The organism is Escherichia sp. E14S1 (genome assembly GCF_004211995.1).
Classification (GTDB): Bacteria; Pseudomonadota; Gammaproteobacteria; order Enterobacterales; family Enterobacteriaceae; genus Escherichia.
Map to the genome: position 1 here is coordinate 262,670 of NZ_RHJQ01000003.1, position 26,023 is coordinate 288,692.

Here is a 26,023-nt window from a genome sequence, read left to right on the forward strand (position 1 = left end):
CAGTATGGAATCTAATAGTGGGGAAGCCAAAATCCAGAAAGTGAAGAACTGGTCCCCTGTGTGGATATTTCCCATCGTTACGGCACTCATCGGGGCCTGGGTACTTTTTTATCATTACAGTCATCAAGGGCCGGAAGTTACCCTGATCACTGCTAATGCGGAAGGAATAGAAGGCGGCAAGACTACCATTAAAAGTCGTAGCGTGGACGTCGGTGTGGTCGAAAGTGCCACGCTGGCTGATGATTTAACGCATGTTGAAATCAAAGCGCGTCTCAACGCCGGTATGGAAAAACTGCTGCACAAAGATACGGTCTTTTGGGTAGTGAAACCACAAATTGGTCGTGAAGGCATTAGTGGCCTTGGTACGTTGCTTTCCGGGGTGTATATCGAGTTGCAACCGGGGGCTGCAGGCAGCAAGCAAACAAAATATGATTTGCTTGATTCTCCACCGTTGGCCCCACCAGATGCCAAAGGGATCCGTGTCATTCTTGACAGCAACAAAGCTGGCCAGCTCACGGCGGGAGATCCCGTCCTGTTTCGTGGCTATCGCGTAGGGTCGGTTGAAACCAGCACCTTCGATACCCAGAAGCGTAATATCAGCTATCAACTGTTCATCAATGCGCCTTATGACCGCCTGGTAACGAGCAACGTTCGCTTCTGGAAAGATAGCGGCATAGCGGTGGATCTGACCTCGGCGGGGATGCGCGTAGAGATGGGGTCATTGACGACGTTGCTAAGTGGTGGTGTCAGCTTTGACGTGCCTGAAGGACTGGACTTGGGACAGCCGGTTGCGCCAAAAACGTCATTCGTTTTGTATGATGATCAGAAGAGTATCCAGGATTCACTGTACACAGATCACATTGATTATCTGATGTTCTTTAAAGATTCGGTACGCGGTCTGCAACCTGGCGCGCCAGTGGAATTCCGCGGTATTCGTCTCGGTACGGTAAGCAAAGTGCCATTCTTTGCGCCGAATATGCGTCAGGTCTTTAACGATGATTATCGCATTCCAGTCATGGTGCGTATTGAACCAGAACGACTGAAAATGCAGCTAGGTGAAAATGCTGATGTGGTAGAACACCTGGCCGAATTGCTGAAGCGCGGTTTACGCGGTTCACTGAAAACCGGGAATCTGGTCACGGGAGCGCTGTACGTCGATCTGGACTTCTATCCAAATGCTCCGGCAATTACCGGTGTGCGTGAGTTTAATGGCTATCAAATAATCCCGACCGTTAGCGGTGGTCTGGCGCAAATCCAGCAACGTCTGATGGAAGCGTTGGATAAGATTAACAAACTGCCGTTGAACCCGATGATTGAACAGGCGACCAGTACGCTGTCGGAAAGTCAGCGCACGATGAAAAACCTGCAGACTACGCTGGATAGTATGAACAAGATCCTTGCCAGTCAGTCGATGCAACAGTTGCCGACGGATATGCAGTCGACACTGCGCGAATTGAATCGTAGCATGCAGGGCTTCCAGCCGGGTTCCGCAGCTTATAACAAGATGGTTGCGGATATGCAGCGTCTTGATCAGGTATTGCGTGAACTGCAACCGGTTCTGAAAACGCTCAACGAGAAGAGCAACGCGCTGGTATTTGAAGCGAAGGATAAAAAAGATCCAGAGCCGAAGAGGGCAAAACAATGAAAAAGTGGCTAGTGACGATAGCGGCACTGTGGCTGGCCGGATGCAGCTCCGGTGAAATTAACAAAAACTATTACCAATTGCCTGTGGTGCAGAGCGGTACGCAAAGTACCGCCAGCCAGGGTAACCGCCTGCTATGGGTCGAGCAGGTTTCCGTACCTGATTATCTGGCAGGGAATGGCGTGGTATACCAGACCAGTGATGTGAAGTATGTGATTGCCAATAACAACCTGTGGGCCAGCCCGCTGGATCAACAGTTGCGCAATACTTTGGTCGCTAACCTGAGTGCGCAACTGCCCGGTTGGGTCGTAGCCTCCCAGCCTTTGGGAAGTACCCAGGACACGCTTAATGTGACTGTGACAGAGTTTAACGGCCGTTACGATGGTAAGGTGATAGTGAGTGGCGAGTGGCTACTAAACCATCAGGGACAACTGATAAAACGTCCGTTCCGTGTGGAAGGGGTGCAGAATCAGGATGGCTACGATGAAATGGTCAAAGTGCTGGCCAGTGTCTGGAGTCAGGAAGCCGCTACTATTGCGCAAGAGATAAAGCGTCTACCTTAATTATAAAGATTTGTAAATATAACCGTCTCCGGCATGTAGCCTGAGGCGGTTTTTTTGTTTATAAGCCATGGGAAAACTTGTTCCGCTTCACATTTTTTGTACAACCGACATGCCCGTGTAGCTCACAAATATGGCAGTGGCGTGAATTTTGCGCATTGACGGCAGTTATGATTCGCGGTATTGCTTAACTGTGATTGCACATTTAGTAATCACTGTTTTCTTTTCCACCAGAAACCAGTATGAGGGAAACGAGGCATGAAGAGACAAAAACGAGATCGCCTGGAACGGGCACATCAACGTGGTTATCAGGCCGGCATCGCCGGACGCTCAAAAGAAATGTGTCCCTATCAGACGCTGAATCAAAGGTCACAATGGCTGGGAGGCTGGCGAGAAGCCATGGCGGACAGGGTGGTAATGGCCTGATTCTGTCTCTTTAAAAAGAAACCTCCGCATTGCGGAGGTTTCGCCTTTTTATACTCTGTCTGATTAAAATCAGAATGCAGACGTATCCTGGAACAGACCTACTTTCAGGTCGTTGGCGGTATAGATCAAACGACCATCAACCAGCACTTCGCCATCCGCCAGGCCCATAATGAGACGACGGTTAACAATGCGTTTAAAGTGAATACGATAGGTCACTTTTTTCGCCGTCGGCAGCACCTGGCCTGTGAATTTCACTTCGCCAACGCCCAGGGCGCGGCCTTTACCTTCGCCGCCCAGCCAGCCGAGGTAGAATCCTACCAGCTGCCACATCGCGTCCAGGCCCAGGCAGCCCGGCATTACCGGATCGCCGATGAAGTGGCAACCGAAGAACCACAGGTCCGGATTAATATCCAGCTCTGCTTCTACATACCCTTTGTCGAAGTTACCGCCCGTTTCAGTCATTTTGACCACACGGTCCATCATCAGCATGTTCGGTGCTGGCAATTGTGGGCCTTTAGCACCAAACAGTTCACCGCGACCAGAGGCAAGAAGGTCTTCTTTTGTATAGGATTCGCGTTTATCTACCATGTTCTCTGTAAGCCTTATTTTATTGAAGCACGCAGGATAGCTAACACGTGTACGCTGAACAAGTCCGATCAGTTCGGAATAAACCAGTTCAGCCAACGTAGTGGCCACGGAAAACGGTGACGCCCTTCCTGTTGCGATGCTTGCGCGATACGTTCCTGGATAGTTTGCATCAGCGTCGTCTGGCCTTCGCCATCCCACACCAGATTTAATAATAACGGCAGTGCATCAGTCACATCGTCCACTGCCCAGATGGTGAATTTGCCTTCCTCTACCGCCTTCACCAGTTCACTGTGAAGACTTAAATGGCGAACGTTAGCGCTGGGGATAATCACACCTTGCTTCCCACTTAACTCACGCTGCTGGCAGATAGCAAAGAAGCCTTCGATTTTCTCATTCAGACCGCCCACAGGCTGGGCGCGACCAAACTGATCCACTGAACCTGTAATAGCGATACTCTGATTCACCGGGACATCAGCAAGGGCGCTGATCAGAGCGCAGAGCTCGGCCATTGATGCGCTGTCACCATCCACTTCACTGTAAGATTGCTCAAAGGTCAGTGACGCCGAGAAAGGGATCTGTTGCTCAAGCTGAAGTTCCGACATCAAAAACGCTTGCATGATCATCATCCCTTTAGCGTGAATGTTGCCGCCAAGCTCCGCTTTTCGTTCGATGTCGGTGAATTCACCATCGCCAATATGCACAACGCAGCTAATGCGAGAAGGTTCGCCAAATGCGCGTGGATGGCCTGGAAATTCAATGACCGAAAGGGCGTTAATTTGCCCGATGCGTTCACCTTCGGTTTCAATCAGGATCTGCTCCTGAAGGATTTCATCCTGCATACGCTCGGCGAGGAAACCTTCGCGCCATTCCCGCTGCTGTAGCATTAAGTTTAGCTGCTCGCCGGAGAAGGTATCACCTTCGCACAATGAAGCGACTTCTTTACACTGGCGGAGGATCCACTGCGGACTAAGGGGCAGCGTTTCTTGCTCACCGGTATAGCGTACTGCTTCGCGGATAAGTACCGGCCAGGCATCGGCATCTGGCGCTGGCAAGTGGTTAAGTCTGGCAATAAAAGTCACCCAGCGACACCACTGGCGTACGGATTCGGCATCGACTATCTGCAGAGTATCTTCAAATTCGCTATAGATCGCTTGTTCAGACAGTTCTGGCTCCATCTCCTGGAAATCGGCCAATGAATCGCGTTCGCCTACCAGAATGACTTTCAGCTTCAATGGCATTGAAGGTACAGAGACGGGGAGAGGGCGCGACTCATCAAATGCTACCCAATCGAAGCGTTCGCGGTTGACGATGTTCTTCAGACGCATCCACAGCAATGGCTGGGCCAGCAGTGTACGCAAGGAGATAATCAAAATGCCGCCATTGGCCTGATGTACCAGTCCTGGCTGCAAGGTAATGTCGCCATTAAACTGGCGCAAACAGCCAAAAAGCTGTTCGGCTTCAGCCCAGTCAGCAGTAACAACCTGGGTTAAGGTTGCAAAATTATCGTCAGTGCTAACTGCGTTCCGTAAGCGTATGGTGTGGCCGGAAATCTCATAGTGAGCGCCCATCAGTTGGCCTGCATCGCTTTGTAGCGCGCGTGCAGCATCGGCTATAAGATTCAGATAATCGGATTCTTCCGGCGCTTTTGCCAGTATAAAAGAGGATGATGCCCGCGCGTGCAGCAACTGCTCAAGCGCAAATTGCAGTCGCGGTTGAGTGTCACTGAATAAAGGATCGTTTTCGTCAATCAAATGTGGCTGTGCGAATACTTCCTGATAGCTTTCGGTATCAGGAATCAGGTCACGCCATGCAAGTTTCGTAATGGTCAAAGTCGATGTTTTTTAGTCTGTTGTCAAAGGCGCGATTATACCGTAACCGGCACTGCAGCACACGTAGAAAGCACCGACAAAAGTCCCGGCATGCGCGTTAAAGCTCACAGGACAGAGATTCTTTTCATCACGCAGGTAAAAAGCTGATATTCTGTAAAGAGTTACACGGTAACATTGAGATCGCTATGAAATATCAACAACTTGAAAATCTTGAAAGTGGTTGGAAATGGAAATATCTGGTGAAGAAGCACCGTGAAGGTGAGTTGATCACCCGTTACATAGAGGCCAGTGCCGCCCAGGAAGCCGTCGATGTGTTGCTATCGCTGGAGAACGAACCTGTACTCGTAAATGGCTGGATTGAAAAACATATGAATCCAGAGCTGCTTAATCGCATGAAACAGACGATTCGGGCCAGACGAAAACGGCACTTTAATGCGGAGCATCAGCATACGCGCAAGAAATCTATCGATCTGGAATTTATTGTCTGGCAACGGTTAGCAGGGCTTGCGCAACGTCGTGGTAAAACGCTATCCGAAACGATTGTCCAGCTGATTGAAGATGCGGAAAACAAAGAGAAGTATGCGAATAAAATGTCTTCTTTGAAGCAGGATTTGCAGGCATTACTTGGTAAGGAATAACTGGCGAAGGTCATTTACTTTACTACAGATGAAAAAAAACCCCGCAGTAGCGGGGTTTTTTATTAGACGAGAACTTAAGCCTGCGGCTGAGTTACAACGTCTTTGATGCCTTTAACTTCGATCTCTACGCGACGATCCGGAGCCAGGCAGTCGATCAGAGCAGCACGCTGTTTCACGTTGTCACAGGTGTTGCCAGTAACCGGGTTAGATTCGCCCATACCACGTGCGGAGATCTTGTCAGACGGGATACCTTTGGAGATCAGGTAATCAACGACGGACTGAGCACGACGCTCGGACAGACCCTGGTTGTAGGCGTCAGAACCGATGCGGTCAGTGTAACCCAGAACAACTACGGAACCGTCTTTCGGATCCAGGTTGCTCAGCTGGCTGTACAGCTGATCCAGAGCAGCCTGACCTTCCGGTTTCAGGGTTGCTTTGTTGAAGTTGAACAGAACGTCAGACTTCAGAGTGAAGTGCTTGGTCTGTACTTCCGGTGCCGGAGCTGGAGCCGGAGCAACTACTGGAGCTGCTTCGCCCTGACCGAAACGGTAGGAAACACCCAGGCTCAGCAGACCGTTGTCCGGACGAGTACCGATGGTGTTAGCGTCACCGATGTTGTTGGTCCACTGATATTCCAGACGGGTAGCGATTTCTGGAGTGATCGCGTATTCAACACCGCCTGCGAATACCGGAGAAACGCCGGTGTCGTGGTCTTTAAAGGATGGGCCACCAGGTACGTTAGCCTTGGTGTCTGCGCGCCATACCATACCACCCAGACGAGTGTAGATGTCCAGATCGTCAGTGATTGGGTAACCCAGTTTAGCGGTCAGCTGAACGCCCTGAGCTTTGTATGCGCCGTTGATGTTGTCGCCTTTGTACGGCATACGACCTAACCAGTCGTAACCCATTTCAAAGCCAACATACGGGTTAACCTGGTAACCACCAAAAGCACCTGCACCCAGTTGGTTTTCGTGGGTCGGACCATTGTTAGGAATGAAACCAGTGTCATGGTACTGGGACCAGCCCAGTTTAGCACCAGTGTACCAGGTGTTATCTTTCGGAGCGGCCTGCGCTACGGTAGCGAAACCAGCCAGTGCCACTGCAATCGCGATAGCTGTCTTTTTCATTTTTTGCGCCTCGTTATCATCCAAAATACGCCATGAATATCTCCAACGAGATAACACGGTTAAATCCTTCACCGGGGGATCTGCTCAATTGTAACTCTGCCGATAAATTCGGCTTATGCCGAGCACCCCTGGCGATGTAAAGTCTACAACGTAGTTGAAAACTTACAAGTGTGAACTCCGTCAGGCATATGAAAAAAAAGACTTGTATAAGGTGCGTTTAACCTTTTTTGTTAACGATACTTTACAGGATAAAATCGCGGAAACCGCTTCAGACAAGCCTCCACAAGTAAAATTAGTGACAAGTGAAAGCGTCTACGGGTTAACAAAAAAAGTTCCAGGATTAATCCTAAATTTACTTAATGATACAAATTTGAGTGAATTTTTAGCCCAGAAAGTTGTCTCGTGGCGTGAGAGTGTGTGCTTACTGGACGCATAATAAACCCCATTGCGTTACCTTCATTGGCGGCATCAACAAGATCAGCATGCTCTTCTTCTGTCAGATCGTCTGCCAACCAACCGATCACTACGCTGTAATTTCCCGTACGCAAAGCACGAACCATCGATTCCACGGTGTGACAAGGGGAAAGCTGGCTTATCTGCATCACCTTAGTTAAGGGTAGTCCCGCTGCCTGAACCCATTCACGACTTAGTTTTTGTTGCGGCGTTAACCAAAGTTGCCAACGCGATTGTTGGCCGAGTTGCTGTAATAATGGCAAAAGCAGGAGTTGCGTCATCATGGGCTGATCTTCGCGATAGACAACTTCACTAATTAGCCCGGCTGTAGTGTTTTCCGTAGAGACACGCGCAATTTTGCTTGCTGTGGAGGAGAACATCGAAGAACGATTTGCGTAGCCTGAAGTGTACATAATCAATCCAGCCCTGTGAGTTACTGTATGGATATACAGTACATCCAGTGACAACAAAGATCAACACAAATTTCGGAAAGAGCCTCGCAATTTTTGTCGTTGGTGACCTGAAAACTTAAATTAATCTTGCCCCTTGAGAATAAGTTGCCTATTTTCGTATTTAACGGATCCGTTAATGTGAATCATTCTTTTATATTATGATTTTAAAAGGAATTTTATGAAAAGCCTCTCCTACAAGCGGATCTATAAGTCACAAGAATACCTGTCGACGTTAGGCACTATTGAATATCGATCGTTGTTTGGCAGTTACAGTCTGACCGTTGACGATACAGTGTTTGCGATGGTTTCTGATGGTGAGTTGTATCTTCGGGCTTGTGAGCAAAGCGCACAGTACTGTGTAAAACATCCACCAGTCTGGCTGACATACAAAAAGTGTGGCCGTCCCGTTACTCTCAATTACTACCGGGTTGATGAAAGCTTATGGCGGAATCAACAGAAGTTGGTGCGGTTGTCGAAATATTCGCTGGACGCTGCGCTTAAAGAGAAAAGTACGCGCGACACCCAGCAACGGCTGAAAGATTTGCCCAATATGTCTTATCACCTGGAAGCGATTCTCGGGGAAGTGGGGATTAAGGATGTTCGGGCGCTACGTATACTTGGGGCGAAAATGTGCTGGTTGCGACTACGGCAGCATAACAGTCTGGTGACAGAAAAGATTCTGTTCATGCTTGAAGGCGCAATTATCGGTATTCATGAAGCTGCGCTCCCGGTGGCACGCCGCCAGGAGCTTGCAGAATGGGCAGATTCTATTACACCGAAACAGGAGTTTCCTGAGGAACTTGAGTAATCCGGCGTTGCAGACGGCCAATTTCTGGCAGTAATGCAATCAGTAACCCGATTTGCTGTACGACCAGAGGTTCTTTGCTGTCTGCCCGCGGTTCAAGTTGTTGCATCCGCTGTTTCAGGCCAGCTAATGCCTGATTGACGCGTTCTTCATCGGCAGGTTGATGATGTAGCGCGTCATCAACATAGCAAACTGCGTCATCAAGAAACGCCAGAATTTCAGGGTTGGTTAACTGCTCGCGGTGTGCGCCGAGGGCAGAAATATAGCTGGTAAAAGTATGGTTAAGGCACAGTAAACGGAACGCGTCATCGCGAATTTGCGGTGTGACGTTCGGTTCACTGGACATATTCGACACCACCGACGCCAGTTCAGCATCACGGTTGTGAGCATCGCGTCGGGCAATACGATACGCCAGACGGTTGTCACGCCCCTGATGATATTGCTCAAGAATGGCATCGAGATAACGGCAGTTAGCATCCGTCGCGCGTTCAAGCATTCGCGGCAAATTACGAAACCGCCAGTCGGGCCAGATGTAGCTCACTGCCGCCCATGCTATTGCACAGCCGATCAGCGTATCGATTACGCGAGGCAGCGCGACTTCAAAACCTTCACCCAGCAAGTTGAAGCACAGTAACACCAGAAGCGTAATGAACATCGTTGCATGAGCGTATTGCACGTTACGGAAGGCAAAAAAGAGCACGCCGGTAATCACCAGCAGCACCAGTTGTCCTTCCAGTGACGGAACAAACCACAGCACAGGAATACCAATCGCAATACCCACCAACGTACCAATAATCCTTAACTTCAGACGGTGGCGCGTGGCGTTATAGTTTGGCTGGCAGACAAACAGACTTGTCAGCAGGATCCAATACCCGTGATGCATTCCGGTTATCTGAATGATGGCGTAACCAACACACAATACCAGCGACATTCTCACTGCATGGCGAAATAGTGCAGACTCCGGCGTTAAGTTACGTTTAAGACGCAGCCAGATATCGCTAAACCCGCGAGGGCTGTCGTCGGCGAGTTCATTTTCGTCTGCATTGGGGGGCAGCGCCTGGGCTTGTTCTGATTCAATAGTCGCCAGTTGGGCATCTATGGCACGTAAATTGTTCAGCAGGAATCCCAGTATTTTTAGCAGATCGGCGGGCGCACCATTTTCGCGCATCCGCTCAAGTGCGGCGTCAATATGCGTAAAAGCGCGTTCAAAATGTGGATCGTGCTGATAAGGCTGACGCAGCAAAATACAGCGTGACAATTGTTGGCAAGCCTGGCCCTGCATCGACATCAGGCGCTGGAAGCGGAACAGCACATCGCTGTGGCGAAAATGTTCTCGCAGCGTTTGATACTGAATATGTGAAGAGCTTGCCCGCTCGTGGATATCCTGCGCTACAAAATAGTAATGTAGTGTACGACGCGTTCCCCGCTGACCGCGGTCGCCGCGTAAGCGGGTCAGTAACGAGATTTTCGTCTGGTTCAGCGTCACCATAAGTTGCCCGTTGGCGAGCGCCAAATCATACAGCGGTGCCTGGCTTTCATCCTCAATATCAGGATCAAACATACGTGACTTGAGTTCCAGATACCGCGCCAGTTGTTCATAACAACGAGCCAGGTTGTCCTGCAACGGGCGGACAGGGAACAGCAAATGACCAATAAGCGTCAGGATGTTGTACCAAACCGCACCAGCAAGCAGATAGATAGGCTGCTGATACCAGTGCTCATACAGGGAGGTTCCCAGCATCGTATAAATGGCAATCAGCAATGCACCGAAAGCGATGGTCGCATAGCGTTGACCCAGACCGCCGAGCAAAATGAAGCCGCTGGTGGAGAGCGTTAAACCAATGGCGAACAGCCAGGGCCACGGAAATAACAGCTCTACTGAAGCCGAGGCAATAAAAAAACAGAACAGCGTAATAATGAGATTACGCAGACGTCCCGCCAGTCGGTCGTCGAGATCGGTCAGTGCTGCCGCCACCATTCCGAGAGTCAGCGGAATCGTAAGTTTTACATCACCCAGCCACCACGGAAACGCAGTGGTGCCGCAAAGTGCGATAAAAATGCGCGCGTAATACAGCCAGGTGCTGTTCCAGGTATAGCGTTTGAGCAAAGGACTTAGCATAAAGGCCATAATGTTGGATTATTGGAAACGGCGACGTGCATTGGCTTCACGCGCAGCTTGAGCTGTTTCTACCGATACCACGCGGCGTCCGACCGGCCACAGTGCAATAGCGGCAATTTTAAAGTTCGCAATACCAACCGGAATACCAATGATGGAAATGCATTGCGCGATACCTGTTGCGATATGCATCAGACATAGCCACCAGCCGAAGAAAACCAGCCAGAAAATATTCAGCACCGTACCGCCAGTGTTAAGCAGCACATTTTTGCCTGCCGGGTTTAGTTCATCGACATGAATAGCTTCATTGCCATAAGGCAGCAGAGACAGTTTGGTTATCTCCCAGCAGGACCGTGTCAGCGGTAAGGTGAAAATCAGCACAATACTGACCAGGGTCGCTAACAGCCAGCCAAGAGTGGTGGCGAATCCGCCAAGCACAAAGTTCAGAATGTTCAAAACGGTACGCATAAAACCTCGCTTTACTGTGGTTTTCAGTAATGGGCGGCAATTGTAACGTTTTTTTGGGCTGGAGCACGTTTTCTCTGGCGGTTACACTGATAAGAAATGACATCGTGTGGATCTACAGAGACATGGAACTGAAAGCGACAACTCTTGGCAAACGTCTGGCACAGCACCCTTACGATCGGGCGGTGATCCTCAATGCCGGGATAAAAGTTTCCGGCGATCGCCACGAATACCTTATTCCTTTCAATCAATTACTGGCTATTCACTGCAAACGTGGTTTGGTATGGGGTGAGCTGGAATTTGTATTGCCTGATGAAAAAGTCGTGCGTCTGCATGGCACTGAATGGGCAGAGACGCAGCGTTTTCACCATCATCTTGATGCTCACTGGCGGCGCTGGAGCGAGGAAATGAGCGAAATTGCCGCTGGCGTATTGCAGCAACAACTGGATCTTATTGCTGCTCGCACTGGAGAAAATAAATGGCTGACGCGGGAGCAAACCACTGGGGTACAGCAACAAATTCGTCAGGCTTTGTCAGCGTTGCCATTACCGGTTAATCGCCTGGAGGAATTTGATAACTGTCGTGAGGCGTGGCGCAAATGTCAGGCCTGGCTGAAAGATATTGAAGCCAGTCGGTTGCAGCATAATCAGGCGTATACCGAAACCATGCTTAACGAATATGCGGATTTTTTCCGTCAGGTTGAGTCTTCACCGCTTAATCCGGCGCAGGCCCGGGCGGTGGTTAATGGTGAGCATTCCCTGTTAGTGCTGGCTGGCGCAGGAAGCGGAAAAACGTCTGTGCTGGTGGCGCGCGCTGGCTGGTTATTGGCGCGTGGTGAAGCATCACCCGAGCAAATTTTATTGCTGGCGTTTGGTCGAAAAGCGGCGGAAGAGATGGACGAGCGGATCCGCGAACGGCTGCATACCGAAGAGATTACCGCGCGCACGTTTCATTCTCTGGCCCTGCATATTATTCAGCAAGGCAGCAAAAAAGTACCGACAGTCAGCAACCTGGAAAATGACACCGCAGCCCGCCATGAACTCTTTATTGCTGAGTGGCGCAAGCAGTGTAGTGAAAAGAAAGCACAGGCGAAGGGCTGGCGACAATGGTTGATGGAAGAACTGCAGTGGTCAGTGCCAGAAGGCAACTTCTGGGATGATGAAAAATTGCAGCGTCGTCTCGCATCTCGCCTCGATCGCTGGGTCAGTCTGATGCGGATGCACGGCGGCGCGCAGGCTGAAATGATTGCCAGTGCGCCAGAAGAGATTCGGGATCTGTTCAGTAAACGAATCAAATTGATGGCACCGTTGCTGAAAGCCTGGAAAGGTGCGCTGAAAGCGGAAAACGCCGTCGATTTTTCAGGTCTGATACATCAGGCGATTGCTATCCTTGAGAAAGGGCGGTTTATCAGTCCGTGGAAACATATTCTGGTTGATGAATTCCAGGACATCTCCCCACAGCGAGCGGCCTTGCTGGCAGCATTGCGTAAACAAAATAGTCAGACAACGTTGTTTGCTGTTGGCGATGACTGGCAGGCTATTTACCGCTTCAGCGGCGCGCAAATGTCGCTCACCACGGCCTTCCATGAAAACTTCGGTGAAGGCGATCGCTGTGATTTAGACACGACTTACCGTTTCAATAGCCGTATCGGAGAGGTGGCAAACCGTTTTATTCAGCAGAACCCTAATCAGTTGAAAAAACCGCTGAATAGCTTAACGAATGGTGACAAAAAAGCCGTCACCTTGTTGGATGAGAGTCAGCTTGACGCTTTACTGGACAAGCTATCTGGTTATGTCAAACCCGAAGAGCGCATTCTGGTACTAGCGCGTTACCATCATCTGAAGCCCGTTACTCTGGATAAAGCCACGACGCGCTGGCCGAAGCTGCAAATCGACTTTATGACCATTCATGCCAGCAAAGGGCAACAGGCCGACTACGTCATCATCGTTGGTTTGCAGGAGGGGAGTGATGGCTTCCCGGCTGTGGCGCGTGAGTCCATTATGGAAGAGGCGCTACTGCCGCCAGTAGAGGACTATCCGGACGCCGAAGAACGGCGATTAATGTACGTTGCGCTCACTCGCGCACGGCATCGGGTTTGGGTACTGTTCAGCAAAGAGAATCCTTCTCCCTTTGTGGACGACCTGAAAAAACTGGATGTACCGGTAGCAAGGAAACCGTAAGAAACAGGCGGCGAGTGCCGCCTGTGCGAACTTACTTCAGGCGTTCTGCGAGATAACGTTGATAATCCGGGATCAGAATATCTACAGCGTCGTTGAAATGTGGTGACTGGATGATGAAATCAGCCGTTGCCACGTTGGTGGCGACCGGAATGTTCCACACCGTCGCCAGACGCAGCAACGCTTTCACGTCGGGGTCGTGTGGTACAGCATTCAGCGGGTCCCAGAAGAAAATCAGCACATCAATTTTCCCTTCTGAGATCAATGCGCCAACCTGCTGATCGCCGCCCATCGGGCCGCTCAGCATCGCGTTGACGTTCATTCCTGTCGCGCGGGAAATTAAGTTACCCGTGGTGCCCGTTGCATAAAGTTCGTGCTGCTCCAGAAGCGGCTGATGCCGTTCCACCCAGCTCATGAGCATTTGCTTGCAGTGATCATGTGCCACCAGCGCAATATGTTTACGCGCCGCCATTGTGCGAGTTGTCAGTTCCATAATTTACATCCGTAGTTAACTTTCCTACAGACTACTGTAAGCACTTATCGCTGCAAGATAAAGACTGAAAAAGCCTGCGCACAGGCACAAAAATCTCAGGAAGAAGGTTGTTTTTCCGCCCATTGCAGAAAGTTATTACGCGTTTGTGGGTCAGCCAGTTTAAACCAATACTTCAGCCGTTGTTCAGTGAGCACCTGTGACTGCGGAGGAATCGCATCCAGTTCCGAAACGCCGGAGAGCAGTGTACTGTCGTCCGCCATCATAGTGGCAAATTGCGGTAGCGAAGCGCGTTTTGCGGATTTGTTATAGCGTTCGACTTCCAGCTCATAATCGATTGTTTTCCCGGCAGAGGTAATGGCGAGAATATCCAGCTTCACCGGAATCGGCGTCGCATCGCCATCTAACAATTCAAGGTTCGGCGCTGCGTCAAAATGGTTCGCTTCTCGTTCATTCTCCAGGCGAGGGAGACGAAAATTCACCTGACTAATGAGCTGGGTATTAAAGCTAACGACCAGCGGCGGGGAGATATAAAGTCGTTCTTCGTTACTGGAAAGATGGATTGTCTTTTCAACGCGAAACACTAACTGATGTGGTCCATTATCCAGTTCGATGCTATCAGCACCGCGAAGCAGAGAACTGGAAACCTTTTTGCCGTCGAGTATCAGGAGATCAACATCGCTGGATAGCCGCAGTGTGGTGGCAAAAACGGATACCGGCAAACACAGTGCAATCAAGGTGGTCATAATGCCGGTTTTCATAGGTAGCTCCTGTCCAAAGACCGCCCGACTAATAATGTATCAAAATTTTTCTTTAATCATACTTACTAACATATAGACATGTTTTCTGCTTTTGCTCTCATACATTCGTAGTAGCTACATGGTTGGCATGTCGGGATTGTCGTACACTTTGGTAAATAGTCTGGAGGAAATGATGAAAGAAACCGATATTGCAGGCATTTTAACGTCCACTCGCACCATTGCGCTGGTGGGAGCAAGTGACAAACCCGATCGTCCAAGTTATCGCGTAATGAAGTATCTGCTCGATCAGGGCTATCACGTTATTCCCGTCTCCCCAAAGGTCGCCGGTAAAACGCTGTTAGGCCAGCAAGGTTACGGCACGCTGGCGGAGGTTCCGGAAAAAGTGGATATGGTCGATGTTTTCCGTAATTCAGAAGCAGCATGGGGTGTGGCGCAGGAGGCGATCGCTATTGGTGCGAAAACCTTATGGATGCAGCTGGGTGTTATAAATGAACAGGCGGCAGTGCTGGCGCGTGATGCAGGGCTAAACGTGGTGATGGATCGCTGCCCGGCGATTGAGATCCCTCGTCTGGGCCTGGCGAAATAAAAAAATACCCGGAAGGCGAAAACCTTCCGGGCATGTTTATGAGGATTAGTTACGCAGACGCGGCGCCTGGAGTTGTTTGCGGATAGTCTGCGCTAGCTCATCCATTGACGGTTGCTCTGGATGTTCATCCTGCAATTCGCTACTTAGCTGGGCTTCAGCCAGGTAGGTATGAACCGGTAGGCCGTTGTCATCCTCCATCACCACGTGATACCACGGAGCGGCGCGAAGCTCGTCATTCACCGCCAGCTCATCAGGCGACGGTTCAGAGAGCGAGTAAACCGGGTCGATATCCACGACCACTCCGAGATAACCTAACAGGGAATGGCGGACCTGCTGGCCGATACCGAATTTGCTGGCAATCATAGTCACCTCCCGGGAAATCTTTACCTTTGATATATGGGCAAAATTTCACTTTTCAAGTTACATGACGCGACAGGCAAACCCTTTCAGATATAGCCCTTCCGGGTAGGTAGCGATCACCGGGTGATCGGCGGCCTGACGGAACTGCTCTATAAATTGTACATCACGACCGGCATCAATTGCGGCGTCAGCGATGATTTTCTGAAATAAATCGCTGGTCATCAGGCCAGAACATGAGAAAGTCAGGAGAACTCCGCCTTCATTCAACAGCTGAATGGCCAGCATGTTGATGTCTTTATAGCCACGGCATGCGCCCATCAACTGGCTTTTATTCTCAACAAACTTCGGCGGGTCCATCACGATAACGTCAAATTTTTCACCGCGATCGCGATAGGTACGCAGCAATTTAAAGACGTCATCACGGACAAACTCAGCCTTGCTCAGATCCAGCTTGTTCAGCTCAACGTTCTGCCGCGCGATATCCAGGGCTTCCTGCGAAGTATCGACGCTGACTACCTGGCTGCATCCACCCATTAATGCCGAGACGGCGAAACCACCGGTATAGGAGAAACAGTTGAGTACGCGTTTATTTTCAACGTAGCGGCGGGTAGCCAGGCGGCTGTCACGCTGGTCCAGGTAGTAGCCCGTTTTGTGGCCGTGTTGAATGTCCACCAGCAGCTTCATACCGTGTTCTTCAATCGGCAGCAGGGCAGGCGGCAGCTCGCCGGTAACGGGGCCCTGGGTCAGCTCCATACCTTCTTTTTTACGTACAGCGACGTCGCTGCGGTCGTAAATTGCGCACTCCGGATAGATCGTTTGCAGGGCGCTAATTAATGCCGCGCGCTGATACTCTGCGCCAGCACTCAGCAGTTGCAGCACCAGAAAATTGCCGAAGCGGTCGATAGTAATGCCAGGCAGGCCATCAGATTCGCCAGCAATTAAACGATAGCTGTCGAGGCCATCTTTTTTCGCCAGCCAGTCGCGCCACTTTTGCGCCTGTTGTAAACGGCGAGTAAAAAAGGCAATGTCGATGGATTCTGACGGGTCAAACGTCCAGACGCGCGCACGGATTTGCGATGCTGGCGAATAAGCGCCGCGTGCTAACCATTTTCCCTGATGATCAACAATATCGATGGTTTCTCCGAGGCTGGCTTTACCTTCCATTCGGGCAACGGCGCCGGAAAAGACCCACGGATGGCGACGAAGTAATGATTTTTCGCGCCCTTTGGCTAACACTAAACGTACACTCATAATTAACTATTCTGTCGATGCAAAGAAATGGGCGCCATTGTCCGGAGTTTTCCATGGATTTGCAACGCGTCCATTAAGGATAAGGGGAGCAGTCATGTCGAAAGTCTGCATAATTGCCTGGGTATACGGCCGGGTTCAGGGGGTAGGATTTCGCTATACCACCCAGTACGAAGCGAAAAGATTGGGATTAACCGGTTACGCCAAAAATCTTGACGATGGCAGCGTGGAAGTCGTTGCCTGCGGTGAAGAAGGGCAGGTGGAAAAATTAATGCAGTGGTTAAAAAGCGGCGGCCCGCGTTCAGCGCGTGTGGAGCGGGTGCTTAGCGAGCCGCATCATCCCTCCGGGGAGTTAACGGATTTTCGTATTCGTTAAATGCATTTCACAGGTTTAGGCAGGCCAGCAATTTTGGTGGCTTGCTTTGCCGGGCCTTTCGGGAACAGTCGGTACAGATAACGGCTATTGCCTTTCTCTTCACCAAATTTATTCGCCATCGCTTTAACCAGCATACGAATTGCCGGAGAGGTATTAAATTCCAGGTAGAAGTCACGTACAAAACGCACCACCTCCCAGTGTTCTGGCGACAGTGTAATACCTTCGTTCTCTGCAATGACCACCGCCAGTGGTTCGCTCCACTGGCTACTCTCTTTGAGATAGCCTTCGGTATCGGTTTCTATCTCTTTACCTTCGAAGATCAGCATAATTATTTACTACCTTAGTCAGACTGGCGGCAGTGTAACAAAAAACAAAGCCCCGCATAAAGCGAGGCTCAGAAAGAGATAGCGGGCGAGATTAATCGCGGCTGGCGAAGCCCAGAATGCTCAACAGGCTAACGAAGATGTTATACAGCGACACATACAGGCTCACAGTGGCACGAATGTAGTTCGTTTCACCGCCGTGGATGATGTTGCTGGTTTCAAACAGAATTGCGCCAGAGGAGATCAGAATGAACACCGCGCTGATCGCCAGATGCAGAGCAGGCAGTTGCAGGAAGATATTCGCTACCATCCCGATCAGGACAACAACAATACCTGCCATCAGCATACCGCCGAGGAACGACATATCCTTGCGAGTGGTCAGCACATACGCAGAGCAGCAGAAGAACACTAATGCCGTACCGCCCAACGCCATGGCAATTACGTCACCCATTCCGGCTGACAGATAGGTGTTCAGAATTGGCCCGAGGATATAACCCAGAAAACCGGTAAACGCGAACGCGGAGATAATCCCGGTCGGCTTATTCGCCGTTTTATAGGTCAGGAACATCAAACCATACATACCCACCAGCGTCAGAATCAGCCCCGGAGATGGCAGCATCAGAACCGTACTGGCCGTCGCGGTAATCGCCGAAAAGGCCAGTGTCAGGCTCAGGAGAAAATAGGTATTACGCAGCACCTTATGGGTGCTAAGCAGCGATGTACGGTCATGTGAAGAACTAACAATACGATCCATTGAGTCACTCTCTATGACAGATGTAATTAATGAAGCAGCATAATGATAATGCCGAAAGCTACCCAGAGGTTTTACCCATCTTTACGCATTTGATCTGGAACAGGTTTAGCAGAGGATGGTTAAGCCACTGAGTGTGGTATAGCATTTTGACAGGCAAAAGAAAAAGGGGTTAGCATTTAGCTAACCCCTTATCTTATTTGGCGGAAGCGCAGAGATTCGAACTCTGGAACCCTTTCGGGTTGCCGGTTTTCAAGACCGGTGCCTTCAACCGCTCGGCCACACTTCCGGAATGACGCGAACTATAAACATCCCGATGCGTCGTGTAAACCCCCAATTTGTTTGTTTGCTTGAAAAACAGACAAATGCGCGTTGATTGCGTGAAATAACAGCAATTTGGGTATTCTGTCGCCATAAAAATGAGCTCGTAATCGTTCTGCGCCAAACCTTAAGGAAAATAAGGCCCATTTTTATCGCTAAAAGACAAATCCACACAGTTTGTATTGTTTTGTGCAAAAGTTTCACTACGCTTTATTAACAATACTTTCTGGCGACGTGCGCCAGTGCAGAAGGATGAGCTTTCGTTTTCAGCCTCTCACGTAAAACGATGGTTTGCCTTGCTACAGGGACGTCGCTTGCCGACCATATGCGCCCGGCGTCCTGCTGGTGTCGCAAGGAGAAGAGACGTGCGATATGAATAACGAGGAGACATTTTACCAGGCCATGCGGCGTCAGGGGGTCACCCGGCGCAGCTTTCTCAAATATTGCAGTCTGGCTGCAACCTCGCTGGGATTAGGCGCGGGAATGGCACCAAAGATTGCCTGGGCGCTGGAAAATAAACCGCGCATTCCGGTGGTGTGGATCCACGGTCTGGAATGCACCTGCTGTACCGAATCTTTTATCCGCTCCGCTCACCCACTGGCGAAGGATGTCATTCTTTCCCTTATTTCTCTCGACTACGACGATACTCTGATGGCTGCTGCCGGAACTCAGGCGGAAGAAGTCTTTGAAGACATCATCACACAATACAATGGCAAATATATCCTTGCGGTAGAGGGCAATCCGCCACTGGGCGAGCAGGGGATGTTCTGTATCAGCAGCGGTAGGCCGTTTATTGAAAAACTCAAACGTGCCGCTGCCGGAGCCAGTGCGATTATCGCATGGGGAACCTGCGCTTCATGGGGCTGCGTGCAGGCCGCGCGGCCCAATCCGACGCAGGCAACGCCTATCGACAAAGTCATCACCGACAAACCTATTATCAAAGTGCCAGGCTGCCCGCCGATCCCGGATGTGATGAGCGCCATCATTACTTACATGGTGACGTTCGATCGCCTGCCGGATGTCGACAGAATGGGGCGTCCGCTGATGTTCTATGGTCAGCGTATTCACGATAAATGCTATCGCCGCGCCCACTTCGACGCCGGAGAGTTTGTGCAGAGTTGGGATGATGACGCGGCGCGTAAAGGTTACTGCCTGTACAAAATGGGCTGCAAAGGGCCAACTACGTATAACGCCTGCTCCTCTACCCGCTGGAACGATGGCGTTTCCTTCCCGATTCAGTCTGGTCACGGTTGTCTTGGCTGTTCTGAAAATGGCTTCTGGGATCGCGGCTCGTTCTACAGCCGCGTGGTCGATATTCCGCAAATGGGGACTCACTCCACCGCCGATACCGTCGGTTTAACCGCGCTTGGCGTGGTGGCTGCGGCGGTTGGCGTACATGCAGTCGCCAGCGCCGTTGACCAGCGCAGACGTCATAACCAGCAACTTGCAGAAGCAGAACAACAGCCGGGCAACGAGGATAAACAGGCATGAGCACTCAGTACGAAACTCAGGGATACACCATCAACAATGCCGGACGTCGCCTGGTGGTTGATCCAATCACGCGCATCGAAGGCCATATGCGCTGCGAAGTAAATATCAACGATCAGAATGTGATAACCAATGCCGTCTCCTGCGGCACTATGTTTCGCGGGCTGGAGATCATCCTGCAAGGGCGCGATCCGCGCGATGCGTGGGCGTTCGTTGAACGTATCTGCGGCGTCTGTACCGGCGTACACGCTCTGGCTTCGGTTTACGCCATCGAAGATGCCATCGGTATTAAAGTGCCGGACAACGCCAATATCATCCGCAATATTATGCTGGCAACGCTCTGGTGCCACGATCACCTGGTGCATTTCTATCAGCTCGCCGGGATGGACTGGATCGATGTGTTAGATGCGTTGAAAGCCGATCCGCGGAAAACCTCCGAACTGGCGCAAAGCCTCTCTTCGTGGCCGAAATCGTCCCCTGGCTATTTCTTCGACGTACAAAACCGACTGAAGAAATTTGTTGAAGGCGGGCAGTTGGGGATCTTCCGTAACGGCTACTGGGGCCATCCGCAATATAAACTGCCGCCAGAAGCCAACCTGATGGGCTTTGCCCACTATCTCGAAGCTCTCGATTTTCAGCGTGAAATTGTCAAAATCCACGCGGTCTTTGGCGGTAAAAACCCTCATCCAAACTGGATTGTCGGCGGGATGCCATGCGCAATTAACATTGACGAAAGCGGCGCGGTCGGCGCGGTCAATATGGAACGCCTGAACCTGGTGCAGTCGATTATCACCCGTACGGCGGACTTCATTAATAACGTGATGATCCCCGACGCTTTAGCCATCGGCCAGTTCAACAAACCGTGGAGCGAAATCGGCACGGGCCTTTCGGATCAATGCGTCCTCAGCTACGGTGCGTTCCCCGATATCGCCAACGACTTTGGCGAAAAAAGTCTGCTGATGCCTGGCGGCGCAGTAATTAACGGCGACTTCAAAAACGTGCTGCCAGTAGATTTGGTTGATCCGCAGCAGGTGCAGGAGTTTGTCGATCACGCCTGGTATCGTTATCCCGACGATCGGGTTGGACGTCATCCCTTCGATGGTATTACCGATCCGTGGTACAACCCCGGCGATGTCAAAGGCAGTGATACTAACATTCAGCAACTGAATGAACAGGAACGCTACTCGTGGATCAAAGCGCCACGCTGGCGCGGTCATGCGATGGAAGTGGGGCCGCTGGCGCGCACGTTGATCGCTTACCACAAAGGCGATGCGGCAACCGTTGAGTCTGTCGATCGCATGATGTCGGCACTGAACCTGCCGCTTTATGGCATCCAGTCAACGTTGGGCCGCATTTTGTGCCGCGCGCACGAAGCGCAGTGGGCCGCAGGTAAGTTGCAATACTTCTTTGACAAGCTGATGACCAACCTGAAAAACGGCAACCTCGCCACCGCCTCCACTGAAAAATGGGAGCCTGCTACCTGGCCGAAAGAGTGCCGGGGCGTCGGTTTTACCGAAGCGCCGCGCGGGGCGTTAGGTCACTGGGCCGCCATTCGCGATGGCAAGATTGATCTCTATCAGTGCGTGGTGCCGACCACCTGGAACGCCAGCCCGCGCGATCCCAAAGGGCAAATTGGTGCGTATGAAGCGGCGCTGATGAACACCAAAATGGCTATTCCTGAACAGCCGCTGGAAATCCTGCGTACTTTGCACAGCTTCGACCCGTGCCTCGCCTGTTCAACTCACGTGCTAGGCGACTATGGCAGCGAGCTTATCTCCGTGCAGGTGCGTTAACAGCGAAGGAGAATCATCATGCAACAGAAAAGCGACAACGTTGTCAGCCACTATGTCTTTGAAGCGCCCGTGCGGATCTGGCACTGGCTGACGGTGCTGTGCATGGCAGTGTTGATGGTTACTGGCTACTTTATTGGTAAACCGCTGCCTTCGGTCAGCGGCGAGGCGACTTATCTGTTCTACATGGGGTACATCCGGTTAATTCACTTCAGTGCTGGGATGATTTTTACCGTGATATTACTGATGCGGATCTACTGGGCATTTGTCGGTAATCGCTACTCACGCGAGCTGTTCATCGTGCCGGTGTGGCGTAAACGCTGGTGGTTGGGCGTGTGGTATGAAATCCGCTGGTATCTGTTTCTGGCAAAACGCCCGAGTGCTGATATTGGTCATAATCCCATCGCCCAGGCCGCGATGTTCGGCTATTTCCTGATGTCCGTTTTTATGATCGTCACCGGTTTTGCGCTGTTCAGCGAACATAGTCAGTATGCCATCTTCACACCGTTCCGTTACGTGGTGGAATTTTTCTACTGGACGGGCGGCAACTCAATGGACATTCACAGCTGGCATCGGCTGGGGATGTGGCTGATTGGCGCGTTTGTGATCGGTCATGTGTATATGGCGCTGCGTGAAGACATCATGTCTGATGACACGGTGATCTCCACTATGGTGAATGGCTACCGCAGCCACAAATTTTTTAAAGTCAAAAGCAACAAGGAGCGTTCATGAGCGAGCAACGCGTGGTGGTAATGGGGCTGGGTAACCTGCTGTGGGCCGATGAAGGCTTCGGCGTGCGGGTGGCAGAACGGCTGTATGCCCATTATCACTGGCCCGAGGAAGTGGAGATTGTTGATGGCGGCACTCAGGGGCTGAACTTGCTGGGCTATGTCGAAAGCGCCAGCCACTTGTTGATTCTCGATGCCATTGATTATGGGCTGGAGCCAGGAACGCTACGAACCTATGTCGGAGAACGTATTCCGGCCTATCTCAGCGCGAAGAAAATGAGCCTGCACCAGAACAGTTTCTCCGAAGTGCTGGCGCTGGCAGATATCCGCGGACATCTGCCAGCACATATTGCCCTCGTCGGCCTGCAACCCGCGATGCTCGACGACTACGGCGGCAGCCTGAGCGAACTGGCGCGAGAGCAACTGCCCGCTGCGGAACAGGCGGCGCTGGTCCAGTTGGCTGAGTGGGGAGTTGTACCGCAACCGACTGAGGAGTCTCGTTGTCTCAATTATGACTGTCTGTCGATGGAAAATTACGAAGGCGTTCGCTTGCGCCAGTACCGGATGACGCTGGAGGAGCAGGGATGAGCAACGACACGCCATTTGATGCGTTGTGGCAACGAATGCTGGCGCGCGGCTGGACGCAGGTTAGTGAATCCTGTCTTGATGACTGGCTTACGCAAGCGCCAGACGGCGTGGTGTTGTTAAGCTGTGACCCAAAACGGACGCCTGAAGTCAGCGACAATCCGGTAATGATCGGCGAGCTACTGCGCGAGTTTCCAGACTATGTGTGGAAGGTGGCGATTGCCGATCTTGAGCAGAGCGAAGCCATCGGCGATCGCTTTGGCGTCTTTCGCTTTCCCGCCACTTTAGTGTTTACCGGCGGAAACTATCGCGGCGTGCTGAATGGTATTCACCCGTGGGCGGAACTGATAAACCTGATGCGCGGGCTTGTCGAACCGCAGCAGGAGCGTGCCTCATGAGCGAAACTTTTTTCCATCTGCTGGGGCCAGGAACGCAACCGAACGATGACAGTTTCAGCATGAATCCACTGCCGATCACCTGTCAGGTGAATGATGAACCGAGTATGGCGGCCCTGGAGCAATGTGCTCACAGCCCGCAGGTGATGGCGCTGTTAAACGAGTTACAACATCAACTAAGTCAACGCCAGCCGCCGTTGGGCGAGGTGCTGGCAGTCGATCTGTTAAATCTCAACGCCGACGATCGTCACTTTATCAATACGCTTCTCGGGGAAGGGGAAGTGTCAGTGCGCATTCAGCAGGCTGACGACAGTGAAAGTGAAATACAGGAGGCGATCTTCTGCGGATTATGGCGGGTGCGCAGACGTCGCGGCGAAAAGTTGCTGGAGGACAAACTGGAGGCTGGCTGCGCGCCGCTGGCGTTGTGGCAGGCGGCAACGCAAAATCTCTTGCCGACAGATTCGCTGTTACCGCCGCCCATTGATGGCCTGATGAATGGCCTACCGTTGGCGCATGAGTTACTGGCACATGTACGTAACCCCGACGCGCAGCCGCACAGCATTAATCTGACGCAATTACCCATCAGCGAGGCTGATCGGCTTTTTCTCTCACGTCTCTGTGGGCCGGGAAATATTCAGATTCGCACCATTGGCTATGGCGAGAGCTATATCAACGCCACGGGGTTACGCCATGTCTGGCATTTACGCTGTATGGACACCTTAAAAGGCCCTCTGCTTGAGAGTTATGAAATCTGCCCGATACCCGAAGTTGTGCTGGCTGCGCCGGAAGATCTGGCGGACTCTGCGCAGCGTCTCGGCGAGGTTTGTCAGTGGCTGGCGGAAAGCGCACAACAGTAAAAACGGTGGCAAATATCGCTTTCGGTCCTGTGAATATCGCAATTAGCGAATACAACTACCTACAAACTGTAAGGATAAAAAGAGGGATCTACTATTAAAGGGTTATTACCCTCTCTTCGCCTACAGGAGTTAGCATGTGGGATGTTATTGACTTATCGCGCTGGCAGTTTGCGCTGACCGCGCTGTATCACTTTTTATTTGTGCCCCTTACCCTGGGGCTGATTTTTTTGCTGGCCATCATGGAAACTATTTACGTGGTTACCGGCAAAACAATCTACCGCGATATGACGCGTTTCTGGGGTAAGCTCTTCGGTATCAACTTTGCTCTCGGCGTGGCCACCGGCCTGACGATGGAGTTTCAGTTTGGTACTAACTGGTCATTCTATTCCAACTATGTAGGCGACATTTTCGGCGCACCGCTGGCGATGGAAGCATTAATGGCCTTCTTCCTCGAATCCACTTTTGTTGGTCTGTTCTTCTTCGGCTGGCAACGCCTGAACAAATATCAACACCTGTTGGTCACCTGGCTGGTGGCATTCGGTTCAAATATCTCCGCATTGTGGATCTTGAATGCCAATGGCTGGATGCAGTTCCCGACCGGGGCGCATTTCGATATCGATACCCTGCGTATGGAGATGACCAGCTTCAGCGATCTGGTCTTTAACCCTGTCAGCCAGGTGAAATTTGTGCACACGGTGATGGCAGGTTATGTGACCGGGGCGATGTTCATTATGGCGATCAGCGCGTGGTATTTGCTGCGTGGGCGGGAGCGCGACGTTGCACTCCGCTCGTTTGCCATCGGTTCTGTCTTCGGGACCCTGGCGATAATCGGCGCGCTGCAACTCGGAGACAGCTCTGCATATGAAGTCGCACGAGTACAGCCGGTAAAACTGGCGGCAATGGAAGGGGAGTGGCAAACTGAACCTGCACCCGCGCCGTTCCATCTCGTTGCCTGGCCGGAACAGGATCAAGAACGCAACGCTTTTGCCATTAAAATCCCGGCCCTGTTAGGGATCCTCGCCACTCATTCATTGGATAAACCTGTTCCCGGGCTGAAAAATTTGATGGCCGAAACCTACCCACGGCTGCAACGCGGACGCATAGCCTGGCTGTTAATGCAGGAGATATCGCAGGGCAACCGCGAGCCGCATGTATTACAGGCGTTTCGCGAGTTAGAAGGCGATCTCGGTTACGGCATGCTGCTCTCTCGTTATGCACCGGATATGAATCAGGTCACTGCTGCGCAGTACCAGGCGGCGATGCGTGGCGCAATCCCGCAAGTTGCGCCGGTATTCTGGAGTTTCCGCATCATGGTTGGCTGCGGTTCGCTGCTGTTACTGGTGATGCTGATTGCGCTCGTCCAGACGCTGCGCGGCAAAATCGATCAACATCGCTGGGTGCTGAAAATGGCGCTCTGGAGTTTGCCACTGCCGTGGATTGCCATTGAGGCCGGGTGGTTTATGACCGAGTTTGGTCGTCAGCCGTGGGCGATTCAGGACATCTTACCGACATACTCCGCGCACTCTGCATTAACCACGGGCCAACTGGCCTTCTCTCTGATCATGATCGTAGGACTTTACACCCTGTTCTTAATCGCCGAAGTCTACCTGATGCAGAAATATGCCCGCCTGGGGCCGAGTGCGATGCAGAGTGAACAACCAGCGCAGCAACAGGGGTAAAGGAGAG

The 26,023-nt window shown here is 51.5% G+C and carries 27 protein-coding genes and 1 tRNA gene; 15 read left to right on the top strand and 13 right to left on the bottom strand.

Annotated elements, in window-relative coordinates; genetic code table 11:
- The first annotated feature begins 4 nt into the window (after window positions 1-4).
- The 3 genes from pqiB to rmf all read left to right on the top strand — a co-directional run bounded on the left by pqiB (window position 5) and on the right by rmf (window position 2,628).
- Window positions 5-1,645, top strand: a complete 1,641-nt coding sequence (pqiB, locus tag D9734_RS03480) for an intermembrane transport protein PqiB (RefSeq protein ID WP_130205377.1) — start codon at window positions 5-7, stop codon at window positions 1,643-1,645.
- Window positions 1,642-2,205 (top strand): membrane integrity-associated transporter subunit PqiC, encoded by a 564-nt coding sequence (pqiC, locus tag D9734_RS03485; RefSeq protein WP_064528397.1) that lies wholly within the window; start codon window positions 1,642-1,644, stop codon window positions 2,203-2,205. Before pqiB ends, pqiC begins: the two co-directional genes overlap by 4 nt.
- Before the next feature lie 255 nt (window positions 2,206-2,460).
- Window positions 2,461-2,628 carry a ribosome modulation factor gene (rmf, locus tag D9734_RS03490; RefSeq protein ID WP_000828648.1) on the top strand — a complete coding sequence of 56 codons (168 nt, stop codon included), beginning with the start codon at window positions 2,461-2,463 and terminating at the stop codon, window positions 2,626-2,628.
- Between the two features lie 69 nt (window positions 2,629-2,697).
- On the opposite strand, the gene fabA is transcribed toward rmf, so the two are convergent.
- Entirely contained in the window at window positions 2,698-3,216 is a 519-nt protein-coding gene (gene fabA / locus D9734_RS03495; RefSeq protein ID WP_000227926.1) for a bifunctional 3-hydroxydecanoyl-ACP dehydratase/trans-2-decenoyl-ACP isomerase, read from the bottom strand.
- A gap of 68 nt (window positions 3,217-3,284) precedes the next feature.
- The gene (locus D9734_RS03500; RefSeq protein ID WP_130205379.1) at window positions 3,285-5,045 is read right to left on the bottom strand and encodes a Lon protease family protein; all 1,761 of its coding nucleotides are present in this window, start codon (window positions 5,043-5,045) and stop codon (window positions 3,285-3,287) included.
- Window positions 5,046-5,230: 185 nt separating this feature from the next.
- On the opposite strand from D9734_RS03500, the gene matP reads away from it, so the two are divergent.
- Window positions 5,231-5,683, top strand: a complete 453-nt coding sequence (matP, locus tag D9734_RS03505; protein ID WP_064528401.1) for a macrodomain Ter protein MatP — start codon at window positions 5,231-5,233, stop codon at window positions 5,681-5,683.
- Window positions 5,684-5,757: 74 nt separating this feature from the next.
- Here matP and ompA read toward each other — a convergent pair whose 3' ends face one another.
- On the bottom strand, window positions 5,758-6,810 hold the full coding sequence (ompA, locus tag D9734_RS03510) for a porin OmpA (RefSeq protein ID WP_064528817.1): 1,053 nt from the start codon (window positions 6,808-6,810) through the stop codon (window positions 5,758-5,760).
- Between the two features lie 356 nt (window positions 6,811-7,166).
- Window positions 7,167-7,676 (bottom strand): SOS-induced cell division inhibitor SulA, encoded by a 510-nt coding sequence (gene sulA, locus D9734_RS03515; protein ID WP_064528402.1) that lies wholly within the window; start codon window positions 7,674-7,676, stop codon window positions 7,167-7,169.
- A 217-nt stretch (window positions 7,677-7,893) separates the two neighbouring features.
- Here sulA and sxy point away from each other — a divergent pair, with 217 nt between their 5' ends.
- A complete protein-coding gene (gene sxy / locus D9734_RS03520) occupies window positions 7,894-8,523 on the top strand; it encodes a CRP-S regulon transcriptional coactivator Sxy (RefSeq protein ID WP_130205381.1) in 630 nt (209 codons plus the stop codon).
- Here sxy and yccS read toward each other — a convergent pair.
- Both yccS and D9734_RS03530 read right to left on the bottom strand, forming a co-directional pair.
- The gene (yccS, locus tag D9734_RS03525) at window positions 8,486-10,648 is read right to left on the bottom strand and encodes a YccS family putative transporter (RefSeq protein ID WP_130205383.1); all 2,163 of its coding nucleotides are present in this window, start codon (window positions 10,646-10,648) and stop codon (window positions 8,486-8,488) included. The two genes, sxy and yccS, sit on opposite strands and share 38 nt — an antisense overlap.
- Before the next feature lie 9 nt (window positions 10,649-10,657).
- Window positions 10,658-11,104: a YccF domain-containing protein gene (locus D9734_RS03530; RefSeq protein WP_032161476.1), complete on the bottom strand. Its 447-nt coding sequence runs from the start codon at window positions 11,102-11,104 to the stop codon at window positions 10,658-10,660.
- A gap of 122 nt (window positions 11,105-11,226) precedes the next feature.
- On the opposite strand from D9734_RS03530, the gene helD reads away from it, so the two are divergent.
- Entirely contained in the window at window positions 11,227-13,281 is a 2,055-nt protein-coding gene (helD, locus tag D9734_RS03535) for a DNA helicase IV (RefSeq protein ID WP_130205385.1), read from the top strand.
- A gap of 31 nt (window positions 13,282-13,312) precedes the next feature.
- Here the strand turns inward: helD and mgsA are convergent, their stop codons facing one another.
- Window positions 13,313-13,771 (bottom strand): methylglyoxal synthase, encoded by a 459-nt coding sequence (mgsA, locus tag D9734_RS03540; protein ID WP_064528411.1) that lies wholly within the window; start codon window positions 13,769-13,771, stop codon window positions 13,313-13,315.
- Between the two features lie 95 nt (window positions 13,772-13,866).
- Window positions 13,867-14,529, bottom strand: a complete 663-nt coding sequence (locus D9734_RS03545) for a DUF2057 family protein (RefSeq protein WP_130205387.1) — start codon at window positions 14,527-14,529, stop codon at window positions 13,867-13,869.
- Window positions 14,530-14,701: 172 nt separating this feature from the next.
- Here D9734_RS03545 and D9734_RS03550 point away from each other — a divergent pair, with 172 nt between their 5' ends.
- Complete coding sequence (locus tag D9734_RS03550) at window positions 14,702-15,115, top strand: CoA-binding protein (RefSeq protein WP_064528416.1); 414 nt, start codon at window positions 14,702-14,704, stop codon at window positions 15,113-15,115.
- A 45-nt stretch (window positions 15,116-15,160) separates the two neighbouring features.
- Here D9734_RS03550 and hspQ read toward each other — a convergent pair whose 3' ends face one another.
- Window positions 15,161-15,478, bottom strand: coding sequence for a heat shock protein HspQ (gene hspQ, locus D9734_RS03555; protein WP_001295356.1), 318 nt, complete (start codon window positions 15,476-15,478; stop codon window positions 15,161-15,163).
- 57 nt (window positions 15,479-15,535) lie between these two features.
- Window positions 15,536-16,726 (bottom strand): 23S rRNA (cytosine(1962)-C(5))-methyltransferase RlmI, encoded by a 1,191-nt coding sequence (rlmI, locus tag D9734_RS03560; RefSeq protein WP_130205389.1) that lies wholly within the window; start codon window positions 16,724-16,726, stop codon window positions 15,536-15,538.
- A gap of 94 nt (window positions 16,727-16,820) precedes the next feature.
- Here rlmI and yccX point away from each other — a divergent pair, with 94 nt between their 5' ends.
- Complete coding sequence (gene yccX / locus D9734_RS03565) at window positions 16,821-17,099, top strand: acylphosphatase (RefSeq protein WP_000048252.1); 279 nt, start codon at window positions 16,821-16,823, stop codon at window positions 17,097-17,099.
- Here the strand turns inward: yccX and tusE are convergent.
- The 3 genes from tusE to D9734_RS03580 all read right to left on the bottom strand — a co-directional run bounded on the left by tusE (window position 17,096) and on the right by D9734_RS03580 (window position 18,462).
- On the bottom strand, window positions 17,096-17,425 hold the full coding sequence (tusE, locus tag D9734_RS03570; protein ID WP_000904443.1) for a sulfurtransferase TusE: 330 nt from the start codon (window positions 17,423-17,425) through the stop codon (window positions 17,096-17,098). The two genes, yccX and tusE, sit on opposite strands and share 4 nt — an antisense overlap.
- 91 nt (window positions 17,426-17,516) lie before the next feature.
- Complete coding sequence (yccA, locus tag D9734_RS03575) at window positions 17,517-18,176, bottom strand: FtsH protease modulator YccA (protein WP_000375136.1); 660 nt, start codon at window positions 18,174-18,176, stop codon at window positions 17,517-17,519.
- Window positions 18,177-18,374: 198 nt separating this feature from the next.
- Window positions 18,375-18,462, bottom strand: a tRNA-Ser gene (locus D9734_RS03580).
- 404 nt (window positions 18,463-18,866) lie between these two features.
- Between D9734_RS03580 and hyaA the strand changes: the two genes are divergently transcribed.
- From hyaA to appC, 7 genes are all read left to right on the top strand, one after another.
- Entirely contained in the window at window positions 18,867-19,985 is a 1,119-nt protein-coding gene (hyaA, locus tag D9734_RS03590; RefSeq protein WP_010344442.1) for a hydrogenase 1 small subunit, read from the top strand.
- Window positions 19,982-21,775 carry a Ni/Fe-hydrogenase large subunit gene (gene hyaB, locus D9734_RS03595; RefSeq protein ID WP_130205391.1) on the top strand — a complete coding sequence of 598 codons (1,794 nt, stop codon included), beginning with the start codon at window positions 19,982-19,984 and terminating at the stop codon, window positions 21,773-21,775. Before hyaA ends, hyaB begins: the two co-directional genes overlap by 4 nt.
- Before the next feature lie 18 nt (window positions 21,776-21,793).
- A complete protein-coding gene (hyaC, locus tag D9734_RS03600; protein WP_130205393.1) occupies window positions 21,794-22,504 on the top strand; it encodes a Ni/Fe-hydrogenase b-type cytochrome subunit in 711 nt (236 codons plus the stop codon).
- A complete protein-coding gene (gene hyaD / locus D9734_RS03605; protein ID WP_130205395.1) occupies window positions 22,501-23,088 on the top strand; it encodes a hydrogenase 1 maturation protease in 588 nt (195 codons plus the stop codon). The genes hyaC and hyaD overlap by 4 nt, the downstream gene beginning before the upstream one ends.
- On the top strand, window positions 23,085-23,483 hold the full coding sequence (gene hyaE, locus D9734_RS03610) for a hydrogenase-1 operon protein HyaE (protein ID WP_130205397.1): 399 nt from the start codon (window positions 23,085-23,087) through the stop codon (window positions 23,481-23,483). Before hyaD ends, hyaE begins: the two co-directional genes overlap by 4 nt.
- Window positions 23,480-24,337, top strand: a complete 858-nt coding sequence (locus D9734_RS03615; protein ID WP_130205399.1) for a hydrogenase expression/formation protein — start codon at window positions 23,480-23,482, stop codon at window positions 24,335-24,337. The genes hyaE and D9734_RS03615 overlap by 4 nt, the downstream gene beginning before the upstream one ends.
- Before the next feature lie 134 nt (window positions 24,338-24,471).
- The gene (gene appC, locus D9734_RS03620; protein ID WP_130205402.1) at window positions 24,472-26,016 is read left to right on the top strand and encodes a cytochrome bd-II oxidase subunit 1; all 1,545 of its coding nucleotides are present in this window, start codon (window positions 24,472-24,474) and stop codon (window positions 26,014-26,016) included.
- The last annotated feature ends 7 nt before the right edge of the window (window positions 26,017-26,023 follow it).

What these genes read in the sequence shown, in the direction of transcription:
- hyaC (WP_130205393.1), top strand. Translation starts at nt 21,794, where the DNA reads ATGCAACAGAAAAGCGACAACGTTGTCAGCCACTATGTCTTTGAAGCG.
- yccS (WP_130205383.1), bottom strand. Translation starts at nt 10,648, where the DNA reads ATGGCCTTTATGCTAAGTCCTTTGCTCAAACGCTATACCTGGAACAGC.
- fabA (WP_000227926.1), bottom strand. Translation starts at nt 3,216, where the DNA reads ATGGTAGATAAACGCGAATCCTATACAAAAGAAGACCTTCTTGCCTCT.
- hyaE (WP_130205397.1), top strand. Translation starts at nt 23,085, where the DNA reads ATGAGCAACGACACGCCATTTGATGCGTTGTGGCAACGAATGCTGGCG.
- rmf (WP_000828648.1), top strand. Translation starts at nt 2,461, where the DNA reads ATGAAGAGACAAAAACGAGATCGCCTGGAACGGGCACATCAACGTGGT.
- hyaA (WP_010344442.1), top strand. Translation starts at nt 18,867, where the DNA reads ATGAATAACGAGGAGACATTTTACCAGGCCATGCGGCGTCAGGGGGTC.
- hyaD (WP_130205395.1), top strand. Translation starts at nt 22,501, where the DNA reads ATGAGCGAGCAACGCGTGGTGGTAATGGGGCTGGGTAACCTGCTGTGG.
- yccA (WP_000375136.1), bottom strand. Translation starts at nt 18,176, where the DNA reads ATGGATCGTATTGTTAGTTCTTCACATGACCGTACATCGCTGCTTAGC.
- D9734_RS03545 (WP_130205387.1), bottom strand. Translation starts at nt 14,529, where the DNA reads ATGAAAACCGGCATTATGACCACCTTGATTGCACTGTGTTTGCCGGTA.
- sulA (WP_064528402.1), bottom strand. Translation starts at nt 7,676, where the DNA reads ATGTACACTTCAGGCTACGCAAATCGTTCTTCGATGTTCTCCTCCACA.
- D9734_RS03615 (WP_130205399.1), top strand. Translation starts at nt 23,480, where the DNA reads ATGAGCGAAACTTTTTTCCATCTGCTGGGGCCAGGAACGCAACCGAAC.
- yccX (WP_000048252.1), top strand. Translation starts at nt 16,821, where the DNA reads ATGTCGAAAGTCTGCATAATTGCCTGGGTATACGGCCGGGTTCAGGGG.
- appC (WP_130205402.1), top strand. Translation starts at nt 24,472, where the DNA reads ATGTGGGATGTTATTGACTTATCGCGCTGGCAGTTTGCGCTGACCGCG.
- matP (WP_064528401.1), top strand. Translation starts at nt 5,231, where the DNA reads ATGAAATATCAACAACTTGAAAATCTTGAAAGTGGTTGGAAATGGAAA.
- pqiC (WP_064528397.1), top strand. Translation starts at nt 1,642, where the DNA reads ATGAAAAAGTGGCTAGTGACGATAGCGGCACTGTGGCTGGCCGGATGC.
- sxy (WP_130205381.1), top strand. Translation starts at nt 7,894, where the DNA reads ATGAAAAGCCTCTCCTACAAGCGGATCTATAAGTCACAAGAATACCTG.
- tusE (WP_000904443.1), bottom strand. Translation starts at nt 17,425, where the DNA reads ATGCTGATCTTCGAAGGTAAAGAGATAGAAACCGATACCGAAGGCTAT.
- helD (WP_130205385.1), top strand. Translation starts at nt 11,227, where the DNA reads ATGGAACTGAAAGCGACAACTCTTGGCAAACGTCTGGCACAGCACCCT.
- hspQ (WP_001295356.1), bottom strand. Translation starts at nt 15,478, where the DNA reads ATGATTGCCAGCAAATTCGGTATCGGCCAGCAGGTCCGCCATTCCCTG.
- D9734_RS03550 (WP_064528416.1), top strand. Translation starts at nt 14,702, where the DNA reads ATGAAAGAAACCGATATTGCAGGCATTTTAACGTCCACTCGCACCATT.
- pqiB (WP_130205377.1), top strand. Translation starts at nt 5, where the DNA reads ATGGAATCTAATAGTGGGGAAGCCAAAATCCAGAAAGTGAAGAACTGG.
- ompA (WP_064528817.1), bottom strand. Translation starts at nt 6,810, where the DNA reads ATGAAAAAGACAGCTATCGCGATTGCAGTGGCACTGGCTGGTTTCGCT.
- rlmI (WP_130205389.1), bottom strand. Translation starts at nt 16,726, where the DNA reads ATGAGTGTACGTTTAGTGTTAGCCAAAGGGCGCGAAAAATCATTACTT.
- hyaB (WP_130205391.1), top strand. Translation starts at nt 19,982, where the DNA reads ATGAGCACTCAGTACGAAACTCAGGGATACACCATCAACAATGCCGGA.
- D9734_RS03530 (WP_032161476.1), bottom strand. Translation starts at nt 11,104, where the DNA reads ATGCGTACCGTTTTGAACATTCTGAACTTTGTGCTTGGCGGATTCGCC.
- mgsA (WP_064528411.1), bottom strand. Translation starts at nt 13,771, where the DNA reads ATGGAACTGACAACTCGCACAATGGCGGCGCGTAAACATATTGCGCTG.